The organism is Microtetraspora malaysiensis (assembly GCF_001528665.1).
Lineage (GTDB): Bacteria > Actinomycetota > Actinomycetes > Streptosporangiales > Streptosporangiaceae > Microtetraspora_A > Microtetraspora_A malaysiensis.
The window spans coordinates 240323-248521 of sequence record NZ_BBYJ01000013.1 but is presented as its reverse complement, the minus strand read 5'-3'; the positions used below and the strand labels follow the sequence as shown (position 1 = coordinate 248521).

The window sequence follows — 8199 nt, the reverse complement described above, 5'->3', positions numbered from 1 at the left end:
GCCGTCAGCCGGATCCGGCGCCGCAGTCGTAATCGCCGCCGTTCGCTTCGTTCCTCGTCCCCGCCTTCGCCGTCTTGGGGGTTTTGCCCCTTTGGCGAAGCCCCTTTTCCCGTTCGGCGGCCTCCACCAGCGCCGCGACCAGCTCGCCGTCCAGGGCCATCCCAGCGGCATGGTGGTGGGCGCGGGCCGTGGTGGAGTCCACGCTGACCAGGCCGAGGTCGGTCTGCCCCTGGGCTGCAGCTTCGGCGATCACGGCCTGCATCAGGTGCTCGAAGACGCCCGCCGTTGCCCACGAGCGGAACCTGTCATAGACGGTGGACCACGGCCCGTACTCGGCGGGCAGATCCCGCCACGGGCTGCCAGTACGGAACCGCCACATCACGGCGTTGAACTGCTGTCGCAGGTTCGGGATCGGGCCTCGCTCACCCAGGGGCAGGTGAGGCTCAATCAAGGGCCATTCCTCGTCGGTGAGGTCTCCACGCGCCATGGCGATGGCCTATCAGCATCAGAGACCGGGGCGCAGGCGAATCCTTCTGATCTCAACTCCGTACAGGCCCTAGTTGAGTTCAAGTTCGGGCCTGGTCGCGTGCTCGTAGGCTGGCGGCTGCTCAGTGGTGCCAGTCCGTTGCCGCGTCGCCTCGATGTTCGTCTGCTGCGTCTTCCGCCATGCGGAAGGATCACGGCGTGCCCGGGCCCGGCGGACGCGAACGGCCTGGAAAGCCGGGGTGAGGAGGGCGTCAGCCGCCGCGGCCCGGGGAAGACCCAACTCGTCGAGAACGGCGTGTCCGTGGAACCGTCGGGCCAGTACGTGCAGTGCCACGCGCGCCATGCCGTTGGGGATATGGACGACCTCGTGCAGGGTGTCCGCGATCGCCTCCAGAGTGGCGGCCGCGAGCTTGCCGGTCTCGGCGATGATCGGGCCGGTCACAGCCTGCATCAGGTCATCGACTCGCTGGGCGTCCTCGTGGCTGGTGATGCCCTCGATCAGTCGCGCGTCGATGCCGAGGAGGTGCCCGATGTGCCACCAGTACCGGTAGAGCGACGCGAGTTCCACCGAGGTGAGGCCGAACCCCATGGTCTCCTCGGCCCGGTAGCTAATCAGGGTGAAGTCCATCCACGTGCGCACCAGATCCACCTGGTTGATCGGAACGCCGTACGCCGCCTCGTCATACCCGCGGTTGCGCGCCAGGCGGCGCATGTGGGCATGCATCATGCGCACCTGAAGGGTTGCGATGTAACCGATGTTCCCCGGCCGGAGAGAGCCCGGCAGCATCGCGGTGGCGACCCAGCGCCCCGTTTCGGCAATGCGACGTGGCACACCGTCAATGAGCCGACCGGTCATGGCCAGGACGGTGGCGATCGACGGCGACTGGTAGGTGCGCACCAGGGCGCCGGCAGCCAGGCTGATGATGTGCACTGGGACCGGGGCGCTGAAGAAAGGAAGCGGCGCCTCGTCGAGGAGCGCGTTGTCGACGTAGGCTGGCGCGGCCTCGGTGTGCCGCAGCAGCGCCGCGACGCCTGGTGGCGGTGAGTCAACCTTGGCGAGGCCGTGCTCGATGCCATGCTGGAGTTTGACGCGCACGGCGGGGCCTCCCGCATGGATCTCGTCCACGACGGCGTCGGCAAGCGGATCCCCGGTGACGAGCGCGGAGCCGACCAGGTCGGCCCGCCCGCCACCGAACTGAGCCAGGACCCCCGTTCGTGAGTTGCGGCCGGTCGGCCACTTGGGCGCTGCGCTGGGGCGCTTCTTATCGATCATCTCGACTCCGAAGGTCAATTAACTGACACCCGTCAGATTAAGCTTAATCTGACGGGTGTCAAGTTTTGCTACTCTCCGATTAGGGCACAGGCGGAACTCAACGGAGAATGTGGCCATGGTGGTCGAGCGCACTGGCACCGGCGCGGTGCGGAGTCGAGGGCGGCCGAGCGCGAGCGGGTCAGGGCCTGCTGTGCCCGACGAGGCCGAGGTGCTCCTGCGGGGGATGGAAGCGTTCGCCGAGCTGGGATACGACCGGACCTCGGCCCGTGAGCTGGCCCGCAGGCTCGGGGTGAGCCACAACTTCATCAACGACCGCTACGGGTCCAAGGCCAACTTCTGGCGGACTGTCGTCGACTGGGCGCTCAGTGAAGCGCAGCGCCAACGCGAGACGATCCCGAAAGTCGGCATGGACGACGGCGAACTCGTCCGCGCGATTATCGTGCAGTTCTACCAAACCGCGGTGAAGACGCCGTTGCTCGGGAGGTTGCTGGCTGATGAGTTCGCCCGCGAGTCCGAGCGATTGGACTACTTGTTCGACAACTACGTCGCGCCTTCGCTCGCGTTGGTGGAGCCCGCGATGGAACGCCTGGTCAAGGCCGGACGTGTGCCGCCGGTGCCGATGGACGTGTTGTTCTTCGCGGTGATCAGCCCGGTCGCCGGACTGGTGCAGTTGCCGTTGGCCAGCAGACTGGGCCGTAAGCAGCCGATCACCGCAAAGAGCCAGGCCAAGACCGCCCAGCGCTTGGCCGACCTGATCGTGGACGGACTGCTCGGCCGGCCGTGAGAGGCTCAGGACGAGTGGCCGTCAGTCGACCTCAGGTACACCCTGGCCATGTCCTTGAGCTTCAGGACCTCCAGGCCGCCCATGTCAGCCACTCGTCCAGCGGGCTCCGCCATGGCGACATCGGCGATCTAGATACCCGACATGTCGCCGGATCTCCGGCCTATGATCATGCAGATGAGCGACATCACCGAACCCCCGATCGCCCGGGTGGACGTCGTGCGCGAGACCCTCCACGGCATCACACTCGAAGACCCCTACCGGTGGATGGAAACCGAAGGCGAGGAGTTCCACCACTGGCTGGACGGCCAGGCCAGGCACGCCCGCGAGCACCTGGACGCCCTGCCGCACCGCGCCGGCCTGCTGACCCGGATCCGCGAACTGGGCAGCGCGCTCACGCAGTACTTCGGCCTCGCGATGGCAGCCGACAAGGTCTTCGCCCTGGTACGCGAGCCGGACGCCCGCGTGCCGGTGCTGACGGTGACCGAGGCCGACGGAGCGAGCAGGCTCCTGTTCGACCCCGCCACGGTGCCCGGCGACGGGCACCACGCCATCGACTGGTACGTGCCCTCCCCCGACGGCCGCCACGTCGCCTGCGCCGTCTCCGCCTCCGGGTCGGAGAACAGCTCCATCCACGTGATCGACGCCGACTCCGGCGCACTCCGGGAGACGATCCCGCCCACGACGCGTTTCGCCTTCCTGAGCTGGCTGGAGGACGGCCGGTCGTTCGTCTATCACCGCTACGCAGAGCAGCACCTGTTGGACAGCCGCTCCTTCCTGCATCACCTGGGCGCCGACCCGGCGCAGGACACGGTGGTGCTGGCCCGCGGACTCAACCCCCACATCGAGCTGACCCCGCGCGACCGGCCTTTCCTGGTGGTGCCGCCACACGGCGAGTGGATGCTGGCGATCGTCTCCCACGGCGCGCTCAGCCCCTGGCCCTGGACCAGTGAGCAGCTGAGCGACTGCACGATATACGTGGCGCCGCGCGCCGGGCTGGCCGACCCGGCCACCTGCCCGTGGCGGAAGGTCGCGGGCGCAGCCGATGGCGTGACCACCTTCGCCACCAGCCACGACACCCTCTACCTGGTCTCCCACCGGGACGCGCCGCGCTCCCGCGTGCTGGCCGTTCCGCTTGCCGCACCCGATCTGTCCCGAGCCCGGGTGGTCGTGCCCGCGGGCGAGCGGGCGGTGGAGTCGGTGCGGGTGGTGGGCGACCGGCTGCTGGTGCGCGATCTCGACGGCGGCGTCAGCCGGATACGGTACGTACCCCTGTCCGGCGGCGAGCCCGCCGACCTCCCGATGCCGGTGGACGGCACCATCCTGGAGTGGACCACCCACCCGACGCGGCCCGAAGCCCTGCTCCTGGTGGCCAGCTGGACCGACGCGCCGCGGCTCTACCGCTACGACGGCCAGTCCCTCCAGGACACCGGGCTGGCGCCCCGCTCACCGGTGGACTTCGGCGACGTGCACGTCCGTACTCTGCACGTGCCCGCGAGGGACGGGACGCCGATCCCGCTCACGGTCATCCACCACAAGGACCTGGAGCTGGACGGCGACAGCCCGGCCGTGCTCACCGGCTACGGCTCCCACGGGTTCATCGACCTGCCGGAGTTCCGTCCCGAGATGCTCGCCTGGTACGAGCGTGGCGGCGTCTACGCCGTCGCGCACCTGCGCGGCGGCGGCGCCTACGGCCGGGAGTGGCACGAGGCCGGGCGCGGCGAGCGCAAGGAGGCCACCATCACGGACTTCATCGACTGCGCCGAGCATCTCATCGCCCTCGGCTACACCCGCCCGGGGCGGCTGGCCGGCGAGGGCGCCAGCAGCGGCGGCATCCCCACCGGCGGCGCGCTGGTGCGCCGCCCCGATCTGTGGGCGGCCATGGCGATGCACGTGCCGACGGTGAACGCCACGCGCAACGAGTTCACCGAGAGCGGGCCGGTCAACGTGCCCGAGTTCGGCAGCGTCACCACTGAGGAGGGCCTGCATGCCCTGCTGATCATCGACGCCTACCTGCGGGTTCGGGACGGCGTGCCGTACCCGGCGGTGCTGCTGACCGCCGGCCTGCGCGACGCGCGGGTGCCGCCGTGGCAGCCGGCGAAGCTGGCTGCCCGCCTGCAGGCGGCCACGGCCTCCGGCCGGCCGGTGCTGATGTGCGTCGAGGAGCACGGCTGGCATGGCGCCGGCTCGACCAGAGACCAGGAGCAGGCACTGCTCGCCGACGTGCTGGCCTTCATCCTGCACGCGTCCGACGGGTCATGATGACGACAGACATGTCGGGTACGGCACACGCACGCGCCCTCAGCCACCTCACAGCCCGGTCGATCTCGGCCATGGCTTGTCTGGCCGCCGGACAGGAGGCGGTGCACCCTTGGGCGCGAGATCTTGGCTCTATCAAACAGGCATGAATTGGATCTGCCGACGGAGCCACTTCGTCGCCTAGGGTCATGCCGCTCAGATCGATCCACCGCTAGGAGCCGGTAACGATGTCTTATCCGCCGCCGCGATACTTGAAGGATCACGGGATCGTCAGCGCAGCCTTCCGGTCGGCCGACGCGCCGCCGGACCTCACGATCGGAGCCAAGTCCCGGGTCGGCTATCTGGCCACCGGGGCGAGCACGGATGGCCAGTTCGGTCTCTACCGCTGGGACATGGCCGCGATCCCGAACGGCCCCGGCGCCCATTTTCACCGGACGATTTCCGAGTCGTTCTTCGTCCTGGAGGGCACCGTCTCGCTGTACAACGGCGAGCGATGGCTGGACGCGACACCGGGCGACTTCCTGTACGTGCCGCCGGGCGGGATCCACGCTTTCAGCAACAATTCCGATGCACCTGCTTCCATGCTGGTGCTGTTCACGCCGGGTGCACCCCGGGAGGCGTACTTCCAGGAACTCGCCGAAATCGTCGCTTCCGGCCGCCGGCTCACCGAGGAGGAATGGACTGAGCTGTATGCCAAGCATGACCAGTACGCTGCGCCGTGAATCACTGAATCGGAACAGCACTTTTTGACTCGAGTTCGGCCATCTCCGCGATCTTGAATTCGGGTATGCAGGCTCTGAGCGGGTCGCGGCGGGCCCGAATAGGGCCTCTTCCGATCTCTGTCAGATCTCGGAAGAGGCCCTTCCAACTGCTGAAACACGACGGCCCCGGTACCCGCGGCCCTGACGCCGACATCAGGGCTGCGGCGAAGGCACAGGTCAGCTCACGCCTGGAACGGCGGGCTTGTCGTTCGTCCAACCGGCCTTGAACGTCTTCACGCCGGATTTGCCGAGCATCGCCTTGCCGCCATCTCTGAGGTCGGTGTACTCGGCCAGCAGCGTCATGGCCGTGGTGTCCACAAGGAGCTGCTGCTTGAGCGCCGACCCCTTGCTGGACGAGACGGGCAGGGCGAGTTTCTGGCCGGAGCGGCCGAGCGGGTCCTTGCTCCGGCCGAGGTCGCTGACGCCCTTGGTGGTCTTGAGTACCTGGTAGGCGGCGGCCCTGACCTTGTCGGGCACCGGGTTCACGTACAGGAGCTCGACCGCCCGCCGGGCGACATACCGGTCGAGGTCGACCAGCCAGTCGTTCTTCGTGGCCTTCGGGTCGGTGGTTTTCGCCTCTTCGGCGGCCTCGTCGATCCAGGTGTTGACTTCGGAGGTCAGCTGCTTCCTGAGCGCTTCGGCGTCCGTGGGCAGCGACTGGAGCTGCTGGTAGGTCACGTACTTCTCGCCCAGGAGGAACCCGTCAGGCTTCTTGGTCGCCACGATGGTGCCCTTGCCCGGCTTGACGGACAGGCGGATCTTCATGCCTTCCGTGCGGTAGGCCCAGGTGGTCGGAGATCCGTCGGCGCGCCAGGCCGCCTCGTCCTTCGCGGTCGCGGGCTTGGCGCCCAGATCTCGGAAGCCGGACCAGCCTTTGCCCTCGGGCGACAGCCAATCGGTGCTGACGCTGCGCTGGGCCAGGTAGTAGCCGCTGCCGACGGCGCGGGGATGGGTGCTGGTGAAGGTTGTCTCGACCCGCCAATATGCCCCCTTCGGCGCGTCGGCGGACGCGGGGACGGCGGCCAAACCAGCCAAGGTCAGCCCAGCGGCAACGGCAAGGGTGAATCTCATTTCGTCTCCTTCAACGGGTTGTCGTCCGCCCAGCGGCTGTCCTGGATCGCGGTGTACGTCAGGAGCAGACCGTCCGTGGCGGAACGGGTTTCGATGGAAAGCGGTCTGCCGGAGACGGGGTCGATCACCAGCCGGGTCCTGGTCGCCCCCGCGTAGTTCGGCGGCGCGAACTCCCCGGACTCGTATTCGATCGCCTGCCCGGCACGGCCCAGCGCGTCGGTCACCTGCCCGACGGCGGCGACCCCGGGCATCGAAGCGAGCAGCCGGTACGCGGCGGCCCTGGTCTCGCTCGTCACCGGCGCGAAGAACAACAGCCGCGCCGCGGTGTCGATGGTCGTCCGGTCGTCGGCGGCGAAGAACGCCTTCAGCCCCTCGGGGGTGTCGGGCACCTCGCTCATCTTGGTCAGCGGCTTGCCCGCCGTGACGATGCGGAAGTCCCAGTCCTCGGTCGACCAGGTCCGCTGCTCGCCAGGCTCCGCCCGTACGACACCGGGGCGTTTGGCTTCCGAGCGCTTGTCGTACGTCCATGACGTCGGTGAGCCGTCGGCGCGCCAGGCTGCCTCGTCCTGGGGCGTCGCGGGTTTGGTCCCCTGAGGGGTCTCGCGGTACCAGGTGCGCCCTTCGGGGTCCGCGGGGATCCAGGTCTCGACCGACTCGCTCTCACGTAGGACGTACCGTCCGCCGGGCTCGTGGAACTGCCGGACGCGGACCTCCGTGCTGCCCCACCACGCGCCTTCGTCGGGCATGGCAGCCACTGAGGCGGCCGCGACCAGCAGGAACCGCTTGCCGTCCGCCTGAGCGACCGTGCCATGAGGGGCGGGCACGCCGGCGGGCGCGATTTGCGCGACGACGATCGCCGCCGCCGCGGCGGCCCCGGCCAGGCCGAGCGCCAGCGCACTCCACCTGGTGCCCCTGCGGCCACGTCGTACCCGCTCCTGGGCGAAGGCGGCGGCCAGCCGTTCGCGCCCGGCCCGCTCGACCTCGGGCGACAACGGCGGTGTGGGTAGCAGGTCCCGCACCGCCCGGTAATCATCCATCAGAGCCTCCAAGCAATGGATTGACGCCGCCCAGGGCGGCACGAAGCTTTTTGCGCGCCCGGGACAGGCGGGATCCGACGGTGCCGTACGGGATGTCGAGCGCCTGGGCCACCTCTTCATGGCTCAGCTCGCCTAGTGCGCTCAGCAGCAGCACGTCCCTGTCGCCGTCGGACAGCGTGCGCAGTTCGGCCGCGAGCCGCCCCTGTGTGCTCACGGCGTCCACGCGGGTGACCAAGCGATCCTCGTGGCCGTGCTCCCGGTCGTCGTCCGCGCCGGCGCTGCGCTGCAGCGCAGCCAGCCGCCGGGTTTCGGCGCGCCGGTGTAGCGCGATCATGTTGCCGGCGAAGCCGTACAGCCAGGGACGGACCGAGCCACGCCGGGGATCGAACGTCTCGCGTTTCCTGAACGCGGCCAGGAACACCTCGGCCGTGAGATCGTCTGCGGCCTGCCGGTCGAGTCGCCTGCCCAGGTAGGCATGGATCTCGCTCACGTACCGGTCGTAGATCTCACCGTCCGCCATTCGCGGCGGAC

The 8199-nt window shown here is 68.9% G+C and carries 8 protein-coding genes; 3 read left to right on the top strand and 5 right to left on the bottom strand.

The window, feature by feature from the left end:
• Nucleotides 1–4: 4 nt before the first annotated feature.
• A complete protein-coding gene (locus tag AWQ71_RS18470; protein WP_067134791.1) occupies nt 5–487 on the bottom strand; it encodes an IS5 family transposase in 483 nt (160 codons plus the stop codon).
• 69 nt (nt 488–556) lie between these two features.
• A complete protein-coding gene (locus AWQ71_RS18465; protein WP_067134789.1) occupies nt 557–1759 on the bottom strand; it encodes an oxygenase MpaB family protein in 1203 nt (400 codons plus the stop codon).
• Nucleotides 1760–1874: 115 nt separating this feature from the next.
• Between AWQ71_RS18465 and AWQ71_RS18460 the strand changes: the two genes are divergently transcribed.
• The 3 genes from AWQ71_RS18460 (at nt 1875) to AWQ71_RS18450 (ending at nt 5521) form a co-directional block, all read left to right on the top strand.
• Nucleotides 1875–2543: a TetR/AcrR family transcriptional regulator gene (locus AWQ71_RS18460; RefSeq protein WP_084259028.1), complete on the top strand. Its 669-nt coding sequence runs from the start codon at nt 1875–1877 to the stop codon at nt 2541–2543.
• 174 nt (nt 2544–2717) lie between these two features.
• Nucleotides 2718–4802, top strand: coding sequence for a prolyl oligopeptidase family serine peptidase (locus AWQ71_RS18455; RefSeq protein ID WP_169806589.1), 2085 nt, complete (start codon nt 2718–2720; stop codon nt 4800–4802).
• A 224-nt stretch (nt 4803–5026) separates the two neighbouring features.
• Nucleotides 5027–5521, top strand: a complete 495-nt coding sequence (locus AWQ71_RS18450) for a cupin domain-containing protein (RefSeq protein ID WP_067134783.1) — start codon at nt 5027–5029, stop codon at nt 5519–5521.
• 216 nt (nt 5522–5737) lie between these two features.
• Here AWQ71_RS18450 and AWQ71_RS18445 read toward each other — a convergent pair whose 3' ends face one another.
• From AWQ71_RS18445 to AWQ71_RS18435, 3 genes are read right to left on the bottom strand one after another with little or no spacing between them, the layout of a single operon-like run.
• On the bottom strand, nt 5738–6631 hold the full coding sequence (locus AWQ71_RS18445; RefSeq protein WP_157570425.1) for a hypothetical protein: 894 nt from the start codon (nt 6629–6631) through the stop codon (nt 5738–5740).
• The gene (locus AWQ71_RS18440; RefSeq protein WP_067134779.1) at nt 6628–7668 is read right to left on the bottom strand and encodes a hypothetical protein; all 1041 of its coding nucleotides are present in this window, start codon (nt 7666–7668) and stop codon (nt 6628–6630) included. Before AWQ71_RS18440 ends, AWQ71_RS18445 begins: the two co-directional genes overlap by 4 nt.
• Nucleotides 7661–8188 carry an RNA polymerase sigma factor gene (locus tag AWQ71_RS18435; RefSeq protein ID WP_067134778.1) on the bottom strand — a complete coding sequence of 176 codons (528 nt, stop codon included), beginning with the start codon at nt 8186–8188 and terminating at the stop codon, nt 7661–7663. Before AWQ71_RS18435 ends, AWQ71_RS18440 begins: the two co-directional genes overlap by 8 nt.
• Nucleotides 8189–8199 lie beyond the last annotated feature (11 nt).